The sequence below is a fragment of the Tritonibacter scottomollicae genome, assembly GCF_032924845.1.
GTDB classification, from domain to species: Bacteria; Pseudomonadota; Alphaproteobacteria; order Rhodobacterales; family Rhodobacteraceae; genus Epibacterium; species Epibacterium scottomollicae.
In genome coordinates this window covers 520116-540034 of the sequence record NZ_CP136704.1, presented here as the reverse complement: position 1 = coordinate 540034, position 19919 = coordinate 520116, and the positions used below count along the sequence as shown (strand labels likewise).

Sequence of the window (19919 nt, the reverse complement as noted above, 5' to 3'; positions counted from 1 at the left end):
GCAGCATGACGCCCCTCACACTGAAACGGGAGAAAAGAGATGCCTGACATTCAACCCAAGCCATTCACTCCCGACCAGCTCGGCGAACGCTGGGACTGCTCCGGCGAAACCGTCCGGCAACTGGTGAAACGAGGCGTGTTGCGTGGATTCCGCATCGGTCGCATGATCCGCATTCCACAAAAAGAAGTAGAGGAATTCGAATGCCAGACGTCAATATTGGAAGATTGCGCGGCGGCTTGTGCGTCTACTGGACGGGGCCGGACGGAAAGCGAGTGCGTCGTAAACTTGAGGCACGCACCAGAAAGGAAGCAGAATCCGAGGCGATAGAGGTCTATCGCGCGGCCACATTCTCGAGCCGCCCCCAGAACCCGACTATTGCGCAAATTTGGGAAGCCTACCGGGAAGACCTCGAGGGCAAACCCACGGCTGAGACGATGAAGTGGACCGGGAAAGCAATTCTGCCCCACTTCGGACACCTGCGCCCCGACAACGTGGTGAAAAAGACCTGCATCGAGTACGAGGCGCTGCGCCGCGCAGCAGGGAAGAGCCAAGGCACCGTCCACACCGAACTCGGCCACCTTAGGTCAGCTCTGAAATTCGCCTGCGACACCAGGATGATCGAAACTGCGCCGAAGATATGGCGCCCTGCCAAACCCCTGACAGACAAGCGCATCCTTTCCGCTGGTGAAGCTCGCGCACTGATAAATGGTGCAATTGAACCTCACATCAGGCTCGCTCTCATCCTGCTTCTCGGCACCGCAGGGAGGGTTGGCGCGATTCTGGATCTCACTTGGGACCGTGTAGATTTTGACCGGGGCACAATCAATCTGAGGCTCGAAGATTCCCAGACCAGGAAAGGCCGCGCCGTCGTGCCGATGAACCCAAGCACCCGCGCCGCGCTGGATGTGGCGTATCGAGCCGCCCTCTCAGAACATGTCGTCGAATATGCCGGCGGGCAGATCAAGTCGATCCGCAAAGGGTTTCAAGGTGCGGTGACCAGGTCAAAGATCGGGCATGTCCGGATCCACGATCTGCGGCACACGGCGGCGGTAACGATGCTGGCCAGTGGCGTGCCGTTGGAAAAAGTGAGCCAAGTTTTAGGCCACAGCAACACAGCAATCACGTTCTCGACCTACGGTCGCTACCTGCCGGAACATATGACCGACGCCGTAAATGTGCTGGACTTTATGAACCTGAAGGCACACCGCTAGGTTCACAGAACCAAGGAACACTTTGTACATCAGTGTCGAGATTTGATAAATCTCATTGTTTTCAAGAGGTAAGATGGTGGGTCGTGAGAGGCTCGAACTCCCGACATCTTCGGTGTAAACGAAGCGCTCTACCAACTGAGCTAACGACCCGGTGAGCGGGGATTTAGTGAATACGCGCGAGAAGTGCAAGAGGGCATTTCCCGCTTTTTGCAGAAAATGTGAAACCCGTCAGCGCAGCACGGTTTCCGTGCCGTTTTCCAGAACATAAACACAGCCCTGCTCATTGGGCAGCGCCGCCATCTCATCCTGCTCCAGACCGCAGATGATGCCGCGCAAGACCTGCCCCCACAAACCGTGCGCCACAAGCACGGTTGGCGCCTCCAGCCGGCGCAGCAGACCCAACACCCGGCCGTAGAACTGCGCATAGCCCTCGCCGTCCGGGGCGGCACAAAAGAGATCCAGATGGGTTTGCACCCGAGCGTCGATCTCGGGGAACTCTGCTGCGATCTCCGCGCGGGTCCGCCCCTCAAAACGCCCGGCCTGCACCTCGGCCAGATCCGGCTCCGTCACAAAACGGTGGCCGCCAAGGGCGATCCCTGCGGTCTGTTGCGCCCGGCGCAGTGGCGAAACCAGGCAGGGCGGCGCGTCTTGAGCGAGGATCGGCGCCATCAGCACCGCCTGTTGGTGCGCCTGTGCAATACCAAGATCCGTCAGATCCAATTCCAGCTGCCCCTGCACACGGCCTTCGGCATTCCAGACGGTCTGCCCATGGCGCAGGAACCAGATCTTTGGAAAGTCACGCATCGTCATATCCTCGTAAACAGCTGATCCAAACAGGGCGCGTTTCGGATAGCATGTGGTGAGGCATTTCACCACTGAACACTAGCATCTCAAAGTGACCGGCACGTTCTGTAGTGAATATCCGGCCCGCGCCTCGCTTCAGCGCATGGATCACTCTTGGGCGGACAACCGGCTCGACAGCAAATCACCGGACTCATCGAGGATCGGATAGCCCGCCATGGCGAAAGACGTGTTGACCTGCTTCAAGATACGCAGCGTCTCTTGGTGAATGGCGCTGGTTTCAATACTCTCGCTCACGCCCTCGCGCAGCCGAGAGAGATGTTTGCTCTGCAGGCGCTGTTCGGCGGTGCGGATGCTTTCCTTCTCGGCGACCAATTCGCGGGCATCGTCCGGGTTCCGTGTCATCATGACTGTCAGCGCCAGTTGCACATTGGCCTGAATACGATCCATGAAATCACCGATTTCCTGCTTGCCACTCTTGGAAAAGCAAATTCCCTCGCTGGACAGTTTGCGGGCCAGTTCGATCATTTTCCTGGAGACCTGATCCGCAGCGGCTTCGAGATTGGCCGCCAGAAGGGACGCCTCGATCGCGCCGTTGACCGCGTTGTCATCCAGCTTGTGACGGTTCATCCCCGCAAGATAAAGCTTTAGATCCAGATGCATACGCCGCAGCGCCTTTTCATCCTCCTGGATCGCAGTCGCCACCCGGTCATCCCAGGTTTCGTAAAGCCCCATGGCGGCGACCAGCATCTTCTCGATGACCTCCCCCATCCTCAGCAGCTCTCTCGCGGCGCAATTCAGCGCGCGCGGCGGATCTTCAAGCGCCGCCTGATCCAATGCGCTAAGCCCACGACCAAGGGTTTGCGTGCTCTGGTCTCGCATCATCTGCTCGCTCAGCTTTGCGATCAGCCCGGCGAAGGGCAACGCCAGAACGCAGAGCGCAAGATTGAACGCAAGGTGCAGGTTCATCACCTGAACAGCGGCGTCCTGACCCAGCCAAGCCGGATCAAACACCTGAAAGCTGAGAGCGAGCAGCACGGCAATCGCGCCCCCGCCGCGCAAGACCAGATTGGCAGTCACGATCCGCCGGGCCCGCACGTCAGCGGCAAGCGTCAGCACAAAGGCGATCATGGCGCCACCGAGATTGGCGCCCAGCACCATCGCCATCGCAGCCATTGGCGGCAAGGCGCCCTGCGCGACCATGGTGACAAACAGCAGGATCGCCGCCACGCTGGAATGCACCACCCATGCAAAAACCGCGCCAAGCAGAAACGCCGTAAGCAGATCGGAATCGAGATAGCCGAGGATCGCCACCGCCCCCTCGCTCTGGATGATCGGCGCTGTGGCCGTGCGCAGCATATCAAGCGAAACGAAGATCAGTGCCAATCCGATCAGGATACGGCCTGTTTGACGCAGTTTGCGCTGATTGCTGCGCAGGAACAGGACCACCCCAAGCAGCAGAAGTGCCGGCACCAGGACCCCAGGACGTGCCAACAGGATCTGCGCCACAAGAGCCGACCCGAGGTCGGCCCCCAGCAGCATCGCCACACCGACTGCGGCTGTCAAAACGCCCTTGCTGGCAAAATTCGATACCAACATCGCAACGGCAGTGGAGCTTTGCAGCAACATCGCGGACAGCATCCCTGACACAGCGGCCAACACCCGGTTGTCGGACGCACGGCGCAACCCTTGCCGCAACTGCGTGGCAAAGGCCCGCTCCACCCCGGTGCGCACCAAACGCACCGCCCAGAGCAGCAGTGCGGCCGCCCCTGCGATCTGTATCAAAAATGCCGTCAATCCAGTCTCCCATCCTCAGGTTTCGACCCGGGACGCCAATTTCCCGGCAGTGTTGCGATACTAGGTCGTCGCGACAATCCAGCTCGGTCGAATTGCGCACCTCGTGATGTAGGGAGCGACATCCTGACCGCTGAACAGACCGTGATCCGTGATCAGAACGGAGCCGATACCAGCCGCCGCGCCCCCCAACACATCTGTATGAAGCGTATCGCCTACCATGGCGACCCGATCCCGCGATACCCCCGGTAGACGCGCCAGCGCAATTTCAAAAGCGTTTCCAAACGGTTTGCCAAAGAAAGCAACCTGCCCCCCCGTACGCTCGATGATCTCATGGGCGATCAGGCCGGGCTCCACCGACAGCCCGTCCTCTCGGGGGGCGACAAGATCGGGGTTTGCAACAATCAGCGGCCTCGGATTGTCCAGCAGCGCCTCTGTCAGTGCGGTGGTTTCCGCCGCGCTCCAACGGGCGGAGGACAGGAGCAAGAAGCCCCCCGCATTGCGCAACAGATCCGGATCATCAGACAGATGTTCAATCCGCGCACCGACGGGGGCATCACTGAAGTCATCCCCCTCGGCAGCAGCAGCGGCCCAGACCTGCCCCGCGGGTAACTCCGGCAGCGCGGCAAAGGCCACATCGCGGCTCGACACCACCTCGGAGGCGTCAAAATCAAAGCCGAGCCGGTGGTATTTGGCCAGAACCTCCGCCCGTGTGTAGCTGGCCGCATTGGTAAGCACGACCAGACGCTTGCCCAGCGCCCGCAGCGCTGCCATCCGCTCGACCGCACCTTCAATCGCGGTTTCGCCCCGGTTCAGCACCCCAAACGCATCAAGGATATAGGCATCGTAATCATCGACCGTATCCCCCAGATCGTGTCCGGAACGAGAGGTCAACGGAAACTCCGCCTCGGGCAGCGTCGCCCGGACGCTCTCATATCTGTCGAATGCCCACTCGGTGCCGATCATCATGCCTCTCCCTTTCATGTCTCAGCCCACCAGTTTACGAACCGGGCTGCACAGGACGCAGCGCAGGTCTGGTGCCAGCAGGATACGCAGCACGCGTCTCGGTTGACCGATTGCACTGGCGTGGGCACCCGCCTCAATCTGCGCTTCGATATCGGGAAGGGTCTACACGGTCCAGACAGAAACGGGCAGCCTCGCCTCTTCCACCGCCCCCAGGTCCGATGACACCGCCCGGAACGAACCTTCCGAGCTGCCGCCTCCCATCCCACCACGAGACACTGGCACATCCGCGGCGAATGTGGTCCAAGACCCTGGCTCGGGCGCAGCGCTGGTCCCGTCAGATGCCGCGCCCCACCCCTGCGACCTGCGCAGGACGCCATATCAAAAACCGCCACAGGACAGACAGAACAGAGATGACACCCAACACATTGATACTCAAAGATGACGGTGCGATCTGTGCTCCTACGCTCGCCAGCTTCCTGACCAACCGCGCGGACGCGTCTCTTAAAAGCACCGCACTCGCGCGTCTGCTTGAGGTCATCGCGGATGCCAGCGCACCTTTGGCGACCCGTCTGGCTCAGGGGCGGCTGTCGGGCGATCCGACTGCAACGGTCGGGGTGAACGAGTCCGGTGACAAACAGAAGGCGCTCGATATGGGCGCGCATGATCACTACCTGGCGGTATTGCAGGAGTGCGACGTAGCACGCGTGCTGTCAGAAGAGAGCGATGACGTCATCACCCTGAATGCGGACGGGCAATTCGACGTTGCGATGGATCCCATTGACGGCTCTGGCAGTATCGGGATTGGCGCACCTCTGGGCGCTTTGTTCTGCATCTTCGACGCAAACGACAGCATGCTACGGTCGGGTCGAGACATCCTGGCCGCGGCCTATGTCTCCTTTGGTCACAGCGTTGATTTCGGGTTCAGCACCGGATCGGGCACCCATATCGCCACATGTGATCCGGTCACCGGCGTGTTCCATGTCGACAGCCCGGATGTGAAGATTGCCCCGGCCACCTCGACCATCGCGTTCAACGCCTCCAATCTGCGGCGTTGGCCGCAGCCCTTGCGGGACTATATCGACGCGCTTCTTGCCGGACGCGAGGGGCCGCGAGGTCGCGACTTCAACATGCGTTGGATTGCCGCCGCCGTGGGCGATCTGCACCGAATTCTGCGCAAGGGCGGCGTGTTCATGTACCCGGCGGACAGCCGAGCCGGGTATGAGGGCGGTTTTCTGCGCCTCGCCTATGAGGCCTTTCCCATCGCGTTTCTGATCGAGCAGGCCGGAGGCAAGGCAACAGACGGGGTGACCTCGATCCTGGATCGCACCCCGGACAGCCTGCACGCGCGTGTCCCGCTGTTTTTCGGGGCCGCCGAAGAAATCGACACCCTCGCAGAAGCGCTCGCCCCCGGAACCCAGACCTAGATCCCGCGTCTGGTGGCGCCTTGGCGCCTGCCGCCCCCTCCCCAGAGGTCAGGCTACTTGGCCGAGCGGTGCGCCGAAACGGTGCCCTGCCAGATCCGATGTCCGTTCAAGTTCCGCTTGTAGTGTTGCGCTCATTTCGTGCATGACATTTCAAACAACCTCAGAAGGTGATCTGTACAATGGACTATGGGACGTCGGGCGGCCCCAAGACGGGCAAGAAAAATCCACGCCACACCGAGCACAATGCCAAAGGCTCCAAGGAGAACCCATTTGGTCAGCGCCCGTCAAAGGCGGATCTCTTGGCGCGCATGAAGGCCACAGCAGAGAAGAACAAGCAAAACGCGACAGTAGAGCGCTAAGCCTCTGCAAAGAGCGCAGTGCTGATGGCACAGGCGATCCCGGCCTCAGACCGATGGCGCGGTGTGAAATGCTTTGGGCGGACCCATCTCGCGTCCGCCCTCGTCAGCCAACACGGCAAAGGCGCGCCCCATGCTGGTGCTCATCAGCGGGCGGCGTCCATGATGCGCATCAGCTCTTCCTCGTCGAGACGCACCGGGTTCGCCTTCATCGACGACGAGGATGCCGCCGCCTTGGCCGCCGCTGCCCTCATCTCCGTATCAATACCGAGCGCATCCAGCCCCGGCGCCCCTTGATCGCGCGACCATTCCGCAAGTGACGCGAAAGCTGCATCAGCGCGACAGCCCAGCGCCTGCCCAATCCAGCCCCGAATGTCATCCAGACGCGCCGCGGTTCCGGCATCCGCATAGGACGCATTGGCTGCAAGCCCATGTGGCAGCAGCGCGCCACAGATAGCACCATGCGCTGCGTCAGACAGACCGCCAAGCGGCCCCGCAAGCCCGTGCACCACACCAAGACCTGCATTCGCCAGCGCCAGCCCGCCACACAGCGAAGTCCAGGCCATCGCGTCCCGCGCTGCGGCGTCCTCGCCCACCATCAGGCGCGGCAGTGCCTCCAGCCCGGCCGGAATTGCGGCCCGGCACAGGGCGTCGGTCATCGGGTTGGCGCGTGTGCAGATGTAGGGCTCGATCACCTGCGTGATTGCATCCAACCCTGAGGCCAACGTGACATGGCGCGGACAGCCGTCACTCAGGCTGGGATCAACAACCGCCATGCGTGGCAACATCCGTGCATCCCTCAAACTGACCTTGCGCTGCACCTCGGGCACAGCGATCACCGCATTGCGCGTAACCTCTGCTCCGGTGCCTGCGGTGGTCGGGATCGCTACAAACGGCAATGGCGCGTGATCCAGCGGCAGCCCCTGCCCGACAACTTCGAGATGGTCGATCAATGGCCGGGACGCCGGCACCAATGCAGCAATTGCCTTGCCCGCATCGATCGCCGCGCCACCGCCCAGCGCAACCACGGCCTCGGCACCCTTCGCGCGTGCCAGCTCGACGCCGGCGGCAATCATGTCAACATCCGGCTCCGACGCCGTTGGACAAAGCGTGACGACGCAGCCCGCGCTCTGCAAGGCAGAAACAAGCCATGCCGCCCGCTGCACAGTCGCGCCGGTCACCAACAGGATGCGGCTGCCCAGCGCGGCCATGTCGGGAACCGCCCGGAGTGCCTCTCCCCGTCCAAAACGAATGGCTCCGGCGGTAGCAAACGCAAATGCAGGCAATTCCCCGGACATTCAGACCTCCAGATCCGCGATCATCATCACGGCATTGGCCGCTTCTTCGCCCTTCTTCACGAAATGCTGGTGGTAAAAGCCCAGATGCTCTTCGCTCGGCTGGAAATGATGCGGCGTCAGCGACACGGAGAACACCGGCACTCCGGTATCCATCTGCGCGCGCATCAATCCCTCGACCACGCTGGCGGCAACAAAATCATGGCGATAAATACCGCCATCGACCACAAGCGCCGCACAGACCACCGCGTCGTATTTGCCACTCGCCCCCAGCTTCTTGGCCAGCAGCGGCATTTCAAAGGCGCCGGGCACGTCAAAGGTATCCACCTCTGCGGCCCGTCCCGCCTCCTGCAGACGTGCATTGAAGCCGACCAGAGATTGATCAACGATATCGCTGTGCCAGCGGGCCTTCACGAAGGCGATTTTGAGTGTGTCAGTCATAGAACCATCCTGTCTTGTTCAAATGGTCCCAAGGCATTTCGTACCCGGCCACAGGGGCCCTGGCCACCTGCGACTGGTTCTCTACCATCCGGACTTTAACCGTCGGCTCCGGAATTCCACCGGTATCTGCTGACCCTGCCACATGGCAGGCGCTCGCGGGCTGTCACCGCCGGTGGGGAATTTCACCCCGCCCTGAGAACAAAATCCTCATGGCGGGTTTTGCCCTCGAAGACAAGCCCTCCGAAAACGGACCGCAAAATTCAGAGGTCACAGGCGCCTGATCTAATCACGCCAGTATCTATATGCGGCGCTTGGACCGTGATGCTCTCGGCAATTTGCAGGATCACCCGCCAGTCTCTGCTCTGGCTCCCTCCCAAAAAAAGCCATGTCTATCGCGCCTTAGTCAGAGGGGGTGCCCTCGATACATCTCGGTCATTCAGCGGGGCGAGATGCCTGGTGTCGCCCGTTGCACCACCACACAGAGGCCTTTCGGGAATGATTGCAGAGCACTTAGCCCACATCAGGCGGTGCGGAACGGCGACGGGCGAGCACCGGAAATGTCGCGCGCGACAGGATCTCCCCAGTCTCGGCAATCACCAGCCGGAACGCCCGGTCCGCACGATAAAACGTCACCCGCATGCGTCCGGCATCCTCTGCGACGCCGGTCTCGCTCTGACTGGTGATGGTGCCGTCGCGCATTTCTTGCCGAACCATGTCCGGCGCGATCCCGAATGCCTTGGCAACAAGGGTTGCATCAACAACAACCCCTGCCTCAGACATCGATACCTCTGTCATGTCTGATCTCCTTGTCGCGACGGGCGACGCGCGACGCGCGCGTCTTCGCCTACATGGAAGCGATGCGCAATGATACTCTGACACTTCATAAGTTAAAGCGCACGCCTACACGGCATCGCGCCGCTCAACCTGATTTTAGCAAGGCGGCATATTTTGGATCGAAACTCCGGCTGATCGGTTCGGCAGCCGCCCCAAGCGCCACGGTCCAGGGATCCGAGAGACCAACCAGGATCTGCCGCTCTCGATCAGGTCCCAACAAGCTATTGGTCCGTTCGACAAGCGCCTTGATCATTTCCTTCGGAGCGGTGCCGCACAGGATAACTGCCTGCGGATCCAAGGTGAGCTGTACGATATTGGCAACCCAGGCGAGATAACCGGCAGATTGGTCGAGCCACTCTTCAACGCCCGGATGTTTGTTCCGCAGCAGGGTTGTGATCCGCGCAAATATGTCCGGCGCAGAATGGTTCACGCCAAATCGCGCGCAAAAGCCGCCCAGAGAGAGCAACTGTTCAAGAATATCAGTCGTCAACTGGCCAGGCTTCATGCAGATCATACCAATCTCACCTGCATTTCCGCGCTCTCCGTTGTAGACTTCTCCGTTGATGATCAGGCCCGCGCCAAGCCCGTAGCCGAGGTAGATGCACACCGCATTCTGTTTGCCATGGGCCTGGCCGGTTAGCTTCTCCGCCATGGCCGCCGCCGCCGCGTCGTTCTGCAAATTGACGGACAATCCCGTCGCGGCTTCAAGGCGTTCCACCAACGGATATTTCTGCCAGAAGGCCATGGTGAATTCTTCGGTGGAAACTCCGGCCTGCGGGCCGAATGGTCCGGGCATCGCCACCCCCAGCCCCACGATCCGCTCCATCGAATTCGGATGGCGTTGCTCCAGTTCGTCGCGTGCGCCCTGCACGAGCTGGGCCAGCTCGATCATTCCCGCCCCCGGGTCCCCGGTCGAAACCGCGACATCACGCCTGACCTCGACCTCACCGACAAGGTTCACGATGACGCATCGTGCCACATGCCTGTCGATCTGCAGCCCGACGGAAAATGCTCCCAACGGGGCGAGCGCATAAGGAATTGCCGGTTTTCCGCGCCCCTCAAGGACGGCTTCCTGCGCAGCAACCAACCCCTCCTTTTCCAGATCTTCGATAATGTTGGACAATGTTTGCTTCGCAAGCTTTGTCGCCCGCGCCAGGGCTGCCCGCGACAGGGCACCATTGACCCGGATCGCGTCGATCACCACGCGCCGGTTGTGGACACCAGCGGCGCCTGAAGACGTTCCAAACATGGCGTGAATCTGAGGTACGGGCTGCTTCATCAAAAATACATTGACAGCTGCGAAGTGCTTCTGCAAGCATTAAGTCCACCACTTGGACTTAATAGCCGGATGAGTCAGCCCAGGTAATTTGGCGCAGTGGACGCAACAAAACCGGAAGGGGTCGGGCCTGCCCGACGTCGTGATATCAACAGGAGTGAACCAATGACTTTGAAACTTCGGGCGGCCCTTATGGCTGCAACCGCACTTTGCGGCACATCCGCAATGGCCGAGACCACGTTGAACGCGCTGTTTATGGCTCAGGCAGCCTATAGCGAAGACGATATCCGGGCGATGACGGCAAGCTTCGAGAGCGCCCATCCGGACGTGAAGATCAACCTAGAGTTTGTTCCCTACGAAGGGCTGCATGACAAGACCGTGCTGTCTCAGGGTGCTGGCGGCGGCTACGATGTCGTATTGTTCGACGTCATCTGGCCTGCGGAATATTCCGAGAACGGGATCCTGCTCGACGTGAGCGACAAGATCACCGAGGACATGAAAGCCGGTATCCTGCCGGGGGCCTGGACCACCGTGGACTACGACGGCAAGAGCTACGGCATGCCCTGGATTCTCGACACCAAGTATCTGTTTTACAACAAGGACATGCTGAAACAGGCCGGGATCGACACCCCTCCCGCAACCTGGGCCGAATTGCAGGAAGACGCACAGACAATCAAGGATGCTGGCCTCGTCGACCATCCGATCGTCTGGAGCTGGGCACAGGCTGAAGCCGCTATTTGTGACTATACGACCCTGCTCAGTGCCTTCGGCGGCGACTTCCTGAAGGAGGGTGCGCCGGAATTTCAGACCGGCGGTGGCCTTGATGCGCTGCACTACATGGTCGACAGCTATAAATCAGGCCTGACCAACCCCAATTCCAAGGAATTCCTCGAAGAGGATGTCCGCAATGTGTTCCAGAACGGAGACGCGGCCTTCGCGCTCAACTGGACCTACATGTATAATCTCGCCAATACCTCCGAAGAGAGCAAGGTCGCAGGCAACGTCGGTGTTGTACCCGCGCCGGGCGTTGAGGGATCTTCCTCCGTGTCCGCGGTGAACGGTTCCATGGGGCTTGGTATTCCGAGCACCTCCGAAAACCCTGATCTTGCATGGGATTACATCGTCCACATGACGTCGCAGCCGGTGCAGGACACCTATGCCAAACTCAGCCTGCCCATCTGGCAGTCCTCCTATGAGGACACGGCGGTCACCGCCGGTCAGGAAGAGCTGATCGACGCCGCCAGCAAGAGCCTTGCCGCGATGTACCCGCGCCCGATGACTCCCCGCTATCAGGAGATGTCGATGGCGCTGCAACAAGGCATTCAAGAAGCGCTTCTGGGCATGGCATCGCCCGAAGACGCCCTGCAGGGTGCTGCAGACAACAGCGGTCTCTGAGATCGCATATCGCGGGGCGCGCCAGACGCGCCCTGCCACTCCGGTCTGCCCAGATCCCCTTCCCCCTACCATAGGCTGATCTTATGTTTTCAGAACGCATGTCTCCGCGTGCCCTATTGTTGATGCTTCCCCTTGTGCTGGTGATGATTGCAGTCATCGGCTGGCCCCTGGTTGATACCATCCGACTGTCGATGACTGATGCACGGCTGGCCGGCACCAGCGGCGAGTTCATAGGCGCCGACAACTACACAAAAACGGTCTCCAGCCGAAACTTTCAGTCCGCGTTCTGGGCAACAATGAGGTTCAGCGTCTGGTCGGTTTCGATCGAGCTTGTCCTCGGCGTTCTGGTTGCGCTGCTGCTCAATCAACGGTTCTACGGCCGCACGCTCCTGCGGGCCCTCATGATCCTGCCCTGGGCCCTGCCAACAGTGGTCAACGCCACCCTGTGGCGGCTGATCTACAACCCCGAATACGGCGCGCTCAATGCGCTGCTGACCCAGATCGGCATGCTGGACGCCTATCGGTCGTGGCTGGGGGAGCCCAGCAGTGCGATGACCGCACTGATCGTGGCCGATGTCTGGAAGAACTTTCCGCTGGTGGCACTGATCGCACTGGCCGCCTTGCAGGCCGTACCAAAAGACATTCGCGCGGCCGCCATTTCCGACGGCGCCAACGCCTGGAAACGCTTTCGCTACGTCATCATGCCTTATCTCATCGGGCCGCTGATGGTGGCGCTGGTCCTGCGCACGATCGAGGCCTTCAAGGTGTTTGACCTGATCTGGATCATGACCCGAGGCGGACCGGCAAACTCCACGCGCAGCCTGTCGATCCTTGTCTATCAGGAGGCATTTGCCTTTCAACGGGTTGGCTCAGGCGCATCACTTGCCTTGATCATCACGCTCATCATTACCGTTCTGGCCGTGGCCTATCTCATGATCATGCGTCGCTTTGCAGGAGAGGCCCGCTGATGGAACATCAATCCCGCTGGTTCCGCCTGTTCATCCACCTGATGGCTCTGCTTGTCGCGCTGATCATCCTCATGCCGCTTGCCTGGCTGTTCGTGATGAGCATTTCCTCCAATGCCGATCTCTCCGCAAAGCCCCTGCGCTGGTGGCCGAACGAGATCGACATCTCGCGCTATGCGACATTGTTTGATCGCTCTGACAACAGTGCGGGTCAGGCCTTCATGGCCTCTCTGTTCAACAGCATAAAGGTCGCCGGCATGGCCACGATCGCCGCGATCATGGTCGCAATCCCGGCGGGCTGGGCCCTGTCGCGCAACCCCAGACTGGGCTGGGTACTGGGTGGTATCATCGCGACCTACATGCTGCCGCCGGTCGCCCTGTCCATCCCGCTGTACTTCATTCTGGCGAAATTCGGACTTCTGAATAACGTCTTTGGGCTGGGGCTTGTGTATCTCAGCATTCTCGCGCCCTTTGTGACCTGGCTGCTGAAGTCCGGCTTCGACCCGATCCCGAAAGATCTGGAGCGCGCGGCCGCGATCGACGGGGCACGTCTGGACCAGATGCTGCGGATCGTGATCCTGCCGCTTGCCATGCCAGTCATCGCCACGGCAACCATCTTTGCCTTTCTGCTGGCGTGGGATGAGTTCTTCTACGCGCTGCTGTTCACATCAAACCAGGACGCCAAGACGCTGACAGTCGCCATTGCCGACCTCGCCGGAGGGCGGGTGTCCGATTACGGGCTGATTGCGACCGCCGGGGTCATTGCCGCCCTGCCGCCGGTGTTGATCGGCATTCTCATGCAACGTTCCCTGATCTCGGGGCTTACCAACGGAGGTGTCAAAGGATGACAACCCTACTTGAACCCCAATCTGACTTCATGACCACGATACACGCTGAAATGGCGCGGCAGATGACCGACAGCCGCGATAGTATTGCCCAATCGGGCGACATCGCCGTCGACATCGCCGAGGCAATCCGGCGCACTGGGCGGCTGATCCTTTTTGGCATGGGGGGCTCTCATGCAGTCGGCCGGGCCCTTGAACCCAGTTACCGCGCGCTTGGCATCGAGGCGGTTGCCCTGCCCTTGTCGGAGCAGCTGGACAGCCCATTGCCACTCGATGGATGGACGGCGATCGTGACCTCTCAATCCGGCGAAAGCGCCGAGGTCCTGCGCTGGTTCTCCGAAGGGCACGCCCCAAAGGACGCCTTTGGTCTGACAATGGAGGGCGCCTCCTCTCTCGCCGGGATCGTCCCCTGCCTCGTGGGCGCCGGCGGATCGGAAATTCCCTTTGCCGCAACCCGCTCCCTCACCGTGACACTGGCATTGCATGCCGCGGTGCTTCAGCATCTCGGAGCAGATCTCGCGCCGGTGATCGCAGCCATGTCACAAGCCACCGCGCCGGACATGCAGAAGGCGATCAGCCATTTCGCAAATGTCCGCGCCATCGTGACCTCGGGCCGCAACCAACAAGGCGTGGCCGAGGCCATTGCTCTGGGTCTGACAGAGTTGTCGCGCCTCCCCTGCTTCAGCCTTGAATGCGGACAACTACGGCACGGCCCCGTCGAGATGCTCCACCCGGATGTCGGGGTCGTCATGTTCCGCGCCGCGGATCCTTCCGCGACATATGTGACGAACCTTGCGGAATTTGTGGTGCGCGAAAGCAAATCCCCGCTGATCATATTTGATGCCTCGGCTCTGCCACCTGTCGATGGCGCACATATGATCTCTTGCCCAACGGGCCATGGGCTTGCCGCGTGTTTCACCCTCCTGTCGGCTGCACAGAAATTCATGGTCGATTTCGCCGCCGCACGCGTACCCGACGTCGGAACCCCGCAGCGATGCTCCAAGGTAACAAAGGTTGAATGACGATGACGCGACCGCTTGCAACGGTAGGCAACGTGAATGTTGACCTGATCCTTGGCCCTATCGCGCCTTGGCCGACCCCCGGCACAGAGGTTCTCTGCGCCGATGACGACCTGCGCGTCGGGGGAAGTGCCGGCAACGCCGCCCTCGCATGGCAGGCCATGAACGTGCCGTTCCAATGTGCCGCCAATACCGGCAACGATCACTTTGGCGACTGGCTCCGAAAAGGGTTTGGCCCGGGCGCCCTGAACTGGAGTCGAACAAACGGTCCCACAACTCTGTCCGTGGGCATCACGCATCCAGATGCGGAACGCACTTTCTACACCACCATGGGGCACCTTCCTGAGCTGGACTGGCCACAAGTGGACGCGCAACTCGACTGGGCGGCGCTCTCTGGCGGGATATTGCTGTTGTGCGGGTGCTTTCTGACTGAACGTCTGGCCGAACACTATGACGCTCTGTTCGACCGGGCCCAGGACGCCGGCGTCAAGGTTGCGCTGGACACCGGCTGGCCCCTGCCGGGGTGGACCACGGACGTGCGCCACGCGGTCGAGGGTTGGGTCGCGCGCAGCACCATCGTTCTGCTGAACGAGATCGAGGCCACCAACCTGACCGGGCAGGATGACGCATCCGGCGCGCTTGCTGCCCTCGCCCAACGCCTGCCGCAGGACGGGATTGCAGTGATCAAATGCGGGCCGCGCGGGGCCATCGCCTCACATCACGGTCAGACCTTTGTCGCCAGCGCCCCAAAGGTGCGTGTTCAGGACACCATCGGCGCCGGAGACGTGTTCAACGCAGCCTTCCTGGCCGAGCTGGCCAAAGGCGCAGAGATCGACATCGCTCTGACGGCCGCGGTTGGCGTTGCCTCCACGGCGATCTCCACCAACCCGCGCGTCTATTCTGAAACCTCCCCGCAGGAAGTCCCAGCATGAGCACTCTCGAACTTCGTGAAATCCGCAAATCCTACGGCACGCTTGAAACGCTGAAGGGCATCAACCTCAATCTGGAAAGCGGCGAGTTTCTGGTGCTGCTCGGTGCTTCGGGCTGTGGAAAATCAACGCTGCTGAGCATGATTTCCGGCCTCTCGGATCCCACCTCTGGCGACATCACCCTCAATGAACGCAGGCTCAACGGCGTACACCCCAAGGACCGCGACATTGCGATGGTCTTCCAGTCCTACGCGCTTTATCCGAACCTCTCGGTGGCGCGTAATATCGGCTTTGGGCTGGAGATGCGCGGCATCGACCGCTCCACCCGGGAAAAGGCCGTGCTGGAAGCGGCAAAGGTCTTGCAGGTCGACCACCTGCTCGACCGGAAGCCCGGCGATCTGTCCGGCGGGCAGCGGCAGCGGGTTGCGATCGGGCGCGCGCTGGTCCGCAAGCCAAAGCTGTTTCTGTTTGACGAGCCATTGTCCAACCTCGATGCAAAACTGCGGCTGGAGATGCGCAGCGAATTGAAGCGCCTTCACCAGATGCTCGGCGTCACCGTCGTCTACGTGACCCATGACCAGATCGAAGCGATGACACTGGCCTCGCGTATCGCAGTCATGCGGGGTGGGTGCATCGAGCAGCTTGGAACACCCGAGGCGATCTATAACCGACCAGCCTCGCGCTTCGTGGCAGAGTTCATGGGCTCTCCGCCGATCAATATCCTCGCGACGCAACAGACGGAACGCGGTCTGGAAATCGCGAGCGGCGCCGCTGTCCTAAAGGACCTCCGCCCCACCGATCCCGTTGTTGTCGGCATTCGTCCCGAAGCCCTGAAAACCCAAGCATTTGACGGGGCGATCACTCTCTCGGGCACTGTCGATCTGGTTGAGCTGACGGGCCCTGAACAGATTGTCAGCGTGGCCCTCAACGACACGCGTGTGACGGCCACTCTGCCTGCCGACCTGCCTCTGACCCTCGGACAAGACATCGACCTGTTTGTCGAACCCAACCGCATTCTGACCTTTGACGCCAACAGTGGCGACCGGGTTGAGTGTCTGCCGCACTAGCGCCACCTCGGCGAAGCCGCGCAGGTGTTCGCTTCAGCGCGTCGCTGAAAGCGTTTCGTGTCCATGCGAACTGAACGGCAAACGGGCCACTCACACATGGGAAAAGCCTCGCTGAACGCGAGGCTTTTCCTTGGTCACACCATGACTGTGACTACTCCATGAACCGCTTGGCCGCGGGCCAGTGCTTCATCAACAGGTAGTATGACAGGCCGGCAGGCAGCAGGCTGGCGTACCAGGAGATGCCGGAGAAGATCAGCGCAGCGACAACCCCAAGCCCCATGGCGATCACCGCAGCCCAGTTGACGCCCTTGTAGGGTCCGTTCTCGTCATACAGCTTGGTCAGATCCAGCTCCTGCTTGCGCAGGATGAAGTAATCCACCACCAGGATGGCGAAGATCGGTCCGAGGAAGGCGGAATAGGTCTGGATGAACAGGCTAAGCCCGGCGGCAAACTCATCCTTCACCAGTTCCCAGGGAAATGTGGCAAAGGCCAGCAGGCCGACGATAACTGCCGATGTCTTGAAGTTGATCTTGAAGATATCCATCAGCGCATAGGCAGGCGGAACCACATTGTTCAGGATGTTTGTGGTCACCTGAGCAAAAGCGATGAACAGCAACGTGATCACAAGCAGCGGCTTGTTGTCCACCGCGCTGGAGAACACCTTGATCGGATCCACTTCGCCGGTTGCGCCAGACACCATCAGGCCGATCAACCCCATGAACAATGTCGCGGGCAGGATCGAGTTGGCATAGATGGCGATCTGTCGAACCGGGCCGACATTGCGCCGCAGCTCACGGGAATAGTCGGACACATTCAGCATCATGGTGCTGTAAATGCCCAGGAACAGCATGGTCGCGCCCCAAAACGGAGCCCCCCAGGTGCCTTCGACATTGACCAGATTGGCCGAGATTTCCTCGCCGTATTTGCTGATCACGCTGAAGAACATGTAGACCAGCGACCCGATGATAAAGACCGATCCGATGTTCTCCAGCCATTTGATACCGTGAAAGCCAAGCACCGACAGGCCGATCTGCAGAAGCTGAAAGCCAATGAAGAACACCACGATGTTGTCATAGCCAAACAGCGTATCAGACACGAGATTGAGCGCGCCCGCCCCGATCCAGCTTTGAAAGCCAAACCAGACAATGGCTGGCACGGACCTCACCAGCGCTGGTAGCCGGGTACCGGAAAAGCCAAATGCAGACCGCGCCTGCACCATGAAGGGGATGCCGTACTTATGCCCGGCCTGCCCGTTGATCATCAGTGCTGCGCCGATGACCGTGCAACCAATGCCGATCGCGACGAGGGTCTGCAGCAGGTTCAATGTCCCCACCAGGCCCGAGCCAATGGTAAATGTCCCGATCGACACGCAACCGCCAAGCCAGGCAAACAGGTAGGACCAAGGGTCCATGATCCGTGTCTGCTGCGGCGCCAGGCTCTCCTCCCCGACCCCCTTGCCGCTATGGTCGTCTGTGTGTCCGTCTGTGCCACCACCCACGGCAGCCTCCAGATCTGTATTCATGGTCATGTCTTCCTCCCTGACATTCCTAGTTTATTCTGGGCTCACTTTTTATTGGGCCTCGCGTATGCATTTATTTTGCTGGTCTTGAGGCCGCAGCTCGCCAGTGCCTCGACCATTCGGACGGCAACACTGACCCCATCGATGACCGGAATGCCGGTTTCTTCACTGAGCCATGCAGTCAGGTCCGCCATGCCCGCGCAGCCCAGAACAACCGCTTCGCAATGGTCCTCTTCGATGGCGCGCAGGATTTCACGACGGATCTTGTCGCGCGCGTCAGAGCCCTCTTCTTCCAGTGCGAGGACCGGAATCTCGGCAGAGCGCACCCGGCGACACTGGTGCGAAAGCCCGTAGCCGTGCACGAGATGTTCGATCACCGGCACGGCGCGCGGCAAAGTGGTCACAACCGAAAAGGACGTCGCCAGCATGCTGGCCGCCTTTACCGCAGCCTCGCAAATACCAAGCACCGGCCCGGTTGCCAGTTCGCGACAGGCACCGATGCCCGGATCGTCGAAACAGGCAACCACGATCCCATCCACACCCTGTTCTTCGGCCGCGGCAACCTGCGCCAGCAGACCGGGCAGTGACATGGCCTCGTCGAAATGGCCTTCGATGCTGGCCGGGGCGCCCTGGGCAGTGGCGCCCAGAATGGTCACTCCGGGGCCGGCGACAGTCTTGGCCGCTTCGACGATCTTCCCTGTCATCGACTCGGTCGAATTGGGATTGACGACGAGAATTTTCATGAGCTCCTCCTTTGTTGTCATATTTTGTTAACAATCCGTGATAACAAGTCAAGCGTGCCGTCGCCTCATGCCATTGCAATGCAGCCCTCCGGTCCTTAAGTTGCCTCTGTGCAAGAAAAACTTTTCAGGGCCCGATGAAGGATTCTCCCGAAGATTTGATCGTGAACGCGATTCTCGATGCCATCGCTGAACAGCGACTGCCAGCTGGCACCAAGTTGGGCGAGCAGGCGTTGAGTGATCTGTTTGCCTGTAACCGGGCCAATGTGCGCCGGGCGCTTGCGTCGCTTGCGGCACAGCAAGTTGTGGAGCTGCGCCCAAACCGCGGTGCGTTTGTGATGACGCCCTCCCCGAAAGAGGCTCGCGACATATTTCAGGCTCGCCGCGCGATCGAAAGCACCATTGCACGGCATGCCGCAGGTCAGGCTTCTGCTGGCGACATCACATTTCTGCGCGACAATATCATCGAAGAAGCCCAAGCCCATAAGGCAGGGGACAAACCTGCGGAGCTGCGCGCCTCGCGTCAGTTTCACATGCGTATCGCGCAAATAGCAGGAAATCTTGTGCTGGAGCGGTTCCTGTCGGAACTCACGATGCGCAGCACGCTCATTCTGGGACTGTACTCCCGCACTGGCAGCTCTTCCTGCGCGGAGGATGAGCATGACAGGATTGTCGACGCCCTACAGAACGGCAGCGTAGACGAGCTGGTCCGGCTGGTGGATGAGCATCTGCGCCATTTGGAGAAGGGCTTGAACTTCGAAGAGCCGCCTGCGGCCCCTATGAGCCTGAAGGAACAGCTGATGGTTCCGCGCAGCGCGTCGTAAAAAGGCTAGAGAAACGGTCACTTTGCCGGCGGCACAGCCAGTCGTCTCAGCAGGCACACGCCGCCAAAATGACACGTGTGATTGTTGCCTTCGACAGAGTGCGCAGCGCTTCGCGTATCGATCACCCTGCCGTGACAGGTATATTGCTGGCACCTCAAATGAGACCAGAAAAGACACTATATCAAACTGATAGCGACAACGGCTCAAGCGCCGCCATG

At 60.5% G+C, this 19919-nt stretch carries 20 protein-coding genes, 1 tRNA gene and 1 riboswitch; of the genes, 11 read left to right on the top strand and 10 right to left on the bottom strand.

Going from position 1 to position 19919, the window contains the following annotated elements:
- Positions 1-39: 39 nt before the first annotated feature.
- Positions 40-327 (top strand): helix-turn-helix domain-containing protein, encoded by a 288-nt coding sequence (locus R1T40_RS22255; protein ID WP_394805012.1) that lies wholly within the window; start codon positions 40-42, stop codon positions 325-327.
- Positions 225-1211, top strand: a complete 987-nt coding sequence (locus R1T40_RS03185; RefSeq protein ID WP_394805033.1) for a tyrosine-type recombinase/integrase — start codon at positions 225-227, stop codon at positions 1209-1211. The genes R1T40_RS22255 and R1T40_RS03185 overlap by 103 nt, the downstream gene beginning before the upstream one ends.
- Before the next feature lie 74 nt (positions 1212-1285).
- Here R1T40_RS03185 and R1T40_RS03180 read toward each other — a convergent pair.
- The 4 genes from R1T40_RS03180 to R1T40_RS03165 all read right to left on the bottom strand — a co-directional run bounded on the left by R1T40_RS03180 (position 1286) and on the right by R1T40_RS03165 (position 4772).
- A tRNA-Val gene (locus R1T40_RS03180) sits at positions 1286-1361 on the bottom strand.
- Positions 1362-1439: 78 nt separating this feature from the next.
- The gene (locus tag R1T40_RS03175; RefSeq protein ID WP_317385833.1) at positions 1440-2015 is read right to left on the bottom strand and encodes a histidine phosphatase family protein; all 576 of its coding nucleotides are present in this window, start codon (positions 2013-2015) and stop codon (positions 1440-1442) included.
- A 147-nt stretch (positions 2016-2162) separates the two neighbouring features.
- On the bottom strand, positions 2163-3809 hold the full coding sequence (locus R1T40_RS03170; RefSeq protein ID WP_317385832.1) for a Na/Pi cotransporter family protein: 1647 nt from the start codon (positions 3807-3809) through the stop codon (positions 2163-2165).
- A 60-nt stretch (positions 3810-3869) separates the two neighbouring features.
- Positions 3870-4772 carry an HAD-IIA family hydrolase gene (locus R1T40_RS03165; protein WP_317386938.1) on the bottom strand — a complete coding sequence of 301 codons (903 nt, stop codon included), beginning with the start codon at positions 4770-4772 and terminating at the stop codon, positions 3870-3872.
- A 410-nt stretch (positions 4773-5182) separates the two neighbouring features.
- On the opposite strand from R1T40_RS03165, the gene R1T40_RS03160 reads away from it, so the two are divergent.
- Positions 5183-6196, top strand: coding sequence for a class 1 fructose-bisphosphatase (locus tag R1T40_RS03160; RefSeq protein WP_317385831.1), 1014 nt, complete (start codon positions 5183-5185; stop codon positions 6194-6196).
- Positions 6197-6375: 179 nt separating this feature from the next.
- Entirely contained in the window at positions 6376-6555 is a 180-nt protein-coding gene (locus R1T40_RS03155; RefSeq protein ID WP_106165141.1) for a hypothetical protein, read from the top strand.
- A 143-nt stretch (positions 6556-6698) separates the two neighbouring features.
- Here the strand turns inward: R1T40_RS03155 and R1T40_RS03150 are convergent, their stop codons facing one another.
- The 4 genes from R1T40_RS03150 to R1T40_RS03135 all read right to left on the bottom strand — a co-directional run bounded on the left by R1T40_RS03150 (position 6699) and on the right by R1T40_RS03135 (position 10371).
- Complete coding sequence (locus tag R1T40_RS03150) at positions 6699-7850, bottom strand: iron-containing alcohol dehydrogenase (RefSeq protein ID WP_317385830.1); 1152 nt, start codon at positions 7848-7850, stop codon at positions 6699-6701.
- Positions 7851-8288, bottom strand: coding sequence for a 6,7-dimethyl-8-ribityllumazine synthase (locus R1T40_RS03145; RefSeq protein WP_317385829.1), 438 nt, complete (start codon positions 8286-8288; stop codon positions 7851-7853).
- 72 nt (positions 8289-8360) lie between these two features.
- Positions 8361-8492: riboswitch (FMN riboswitch) on the bottom strand.
- A gap of 306 nt (positions 8493-8798) precedes the next feature.
- The gene (locus tag R1T40_RS03140; protein ID WP_317385828.1) at positions 8799-9083 is read right to left on the bottom strand and encodes a DUF6522 family protein; all 285 of its coding nucleotides are present in this window, start codon (positions 9081-9083) and stop codon (positions 8799-8801) included.
- Positions 9084-9207: 124 nt separating this feature from the next.
- Positions 9208-10371, bottom strand: coding sequence for an ROK family protein (locus tag R1T40_RS03135; RefSeq protein ID WP_106165137.1), 1164 nt, complete (start codon positions 10369-10371; stop codon positions 9208-9210).
- Between the two features lie 192 nt (positions 10372-10563).
- Between R1T40_RS03135 and R1T40_RS03130 the strand changes: the two genes are divergently transcribed.
- From R1T40_RS03130 to R1T40_RS03105, 6 genes are all read left to right on the top strand, one after another.
- On the top strand, positions 10564-11793 hold the full coding sequence (locus tag R1T40_RS03130) for an extracellular solute-binding protein (protein WP_317385827.1): 1230 nt from the start codon (positions 10564-10566) through the stop codon (positions 11791-11793).
- 122 nt (positions 11794-11915) lie between these two features.
- Positions 11916-12761, top strand: coding sequence for a carbohydrate ABC transporter permease (locus R1T40_RS03125; protein WP_317386937.1), 846 nt, complete (start codon positions 11916-11918; stop codon positions 12759-12761).
- Complete coding sequence (locus R1T40_RS03120; protein WP_106165134.1) at positions 12761-13606, top strand: carbohydrate ABC transporter permease; 846 nt, start codon at positions 12761-12763, stop codon at positions 13604-13606. Before R1T40_RS03125 ends, R1T40_RS03120 begins: the two co-directional genes overlap by 1 nt.
- The gene (locus R1T40_RS03115; protein WP_317385826.1) at positions 13603-14625 is read left to right on the top strand and encodes an SIS domain-containing protein; all 1023 of its coding nucleotides are present in this window, start codon (positions 13603-13605) and stop codon (positions 14623-14625) included. Before R1T40_RS03120 ends, R1T40_RS03115 begins: the two co-directional genes overlap by 4 nt.
- Before the next feature lie 2 nt (positions 14626-14627).
- Positions 14628-15554, top strand: a complete 927-nt coding sequence (locus R1T40_RS03110) for a carbohydrate kinase family protein (protein ID WP_317385825.1) — start codon at positions 14628-14630, stop codon at positions 15552-15554.
- Positions 15551-16618, top strand: coding sequence for an ABC transporter ATP-binding protein (locus R1T40_RS03105; RefSeq protein ID WP_317385824.1), 1068 nt, complete (start codon positions 15551-15553; stop codon positions 16616-16618). Before R1T40_RS03110 ends, R1T40_RS03105 begins: the two co-directional genes overlap by 4 nt.
- Positions 16619-16769: 151 nt before the next feature.
- Here the strand turns inward: R1T40_RS03105 and R1T40_RS03100 are convergent, their stop codons facing one another.
- Both R1T40_RS03100 and R1T40_RS03095 read right to left on the bottom strand, forming a co-directional pair.
- Entirely contained in the window at positions 16770-18146 is a 1377-nt protein-coding gene (locus R1T40_RS03100) for an NCS1 family transporter (RefSeq protein WP_317385823.1), read from the bottom strand.
- A 35-nt stretch (positions 18147-18181) separates the two neighbouring features.
- Positions 18182-18880, bottom strand: a complete 699-nt coding sequence (locus tag R1T40_RS03095; RefSeq protein ID WP_106165130.1) for an aspartate/glutamate racemase family protein — start codon at positions 18878-18880, stop codon at positions 18182-18184.
- 134 nt (positions 18881-19014) lie between these two features.
- Between R1T40_RS03095 and R1T40_RS03090 the strand changes: the two genes are divergently transcribed.
- A complete protein-coding gene (locus R1T40_RS03090; protein WP_317385822.1) occupies positions 19015-19701 on the top strand; it encodes a GntR family transcriptional regulator in 687 nt (228 codons plus the stop codon).
- The last annotated feature ends 218 nt before the right edge of the window (positions 19702-19919 follow it).